Below are 499 nucleotides of genomic sequence, written 5' to 3'. Positions count from 1 at the left end.
GGACCTGCGCACGCTACCCGTCTTGGGTGAGCGCTATGGCGTAGTGCCGGGCCTTTCCGACCACACCCTAGAGATGGCCGTGCCGGTGGCTGCAACCGCCCTCGGCACCTGCGTGATCGAGAAGCACGTCACCATGCGCCGCGCCGACGGCGGGCCGGATGCGGCGTTCTCGCTGGAGCCGGAGGAGCTGCGCGATCTCGTGCAGCAGACGCGAACGGCGTGGCAAGCGCTGGGCTGCGTGCGTGAGGGGCCGCGGGAGAGTGAGGCAACCCAGCGGCCCCTGAGGCGGTCGCTGTACGTGGCGAAGGATATGAAAGCGGGTGAGGTTTTCACCCCGGAGCATGTGAAGTCGGTGCGGCCGGGGTATGGGTTGGAGCCGAGGTATTACGAGGCGCTGATTGGGCGCGCAGCGCCCTGCGATCTTCGTGCCGGCATGCCGGTTCCGGAGGGCGCAATAAACAACTCCCAAAGGACAGGTACCTAACTGTCAAGACCTGAC

Annotated in this window: 1 protein-coding gene; it reads left to right on the top strand. The window is 66.5% G+C overall.

Going from position 1 to position 499, the window contains the following annotated elements; genetic code table 11:
- Positions 1–484: N-acetylneuraminate synthase family protein (locus tag LRA98_RS12900; RefSeq protein ID WP_238634287.1), on the top strand; the 484-nt coding region annotated here is incomplete at its 5' end.
- Positions 485–499: the final 15 nt, after the last annotated feature.

This window comes from Halorhodospira sp. M38 (assembly GCF_022227985.1).
Classification (GTDB): domain Bacteria; phylum Pseudomonadota; class Gammaproteobacteria; order Nitrococcales; family Halorhodospiraceae; genus Halorhodospira; species Halorhodospira halophila_A.
Note: the sequence above shows the minus strand (reverse complement) of the source record. Positions and strands in the feature narration are given on the sequence as shown.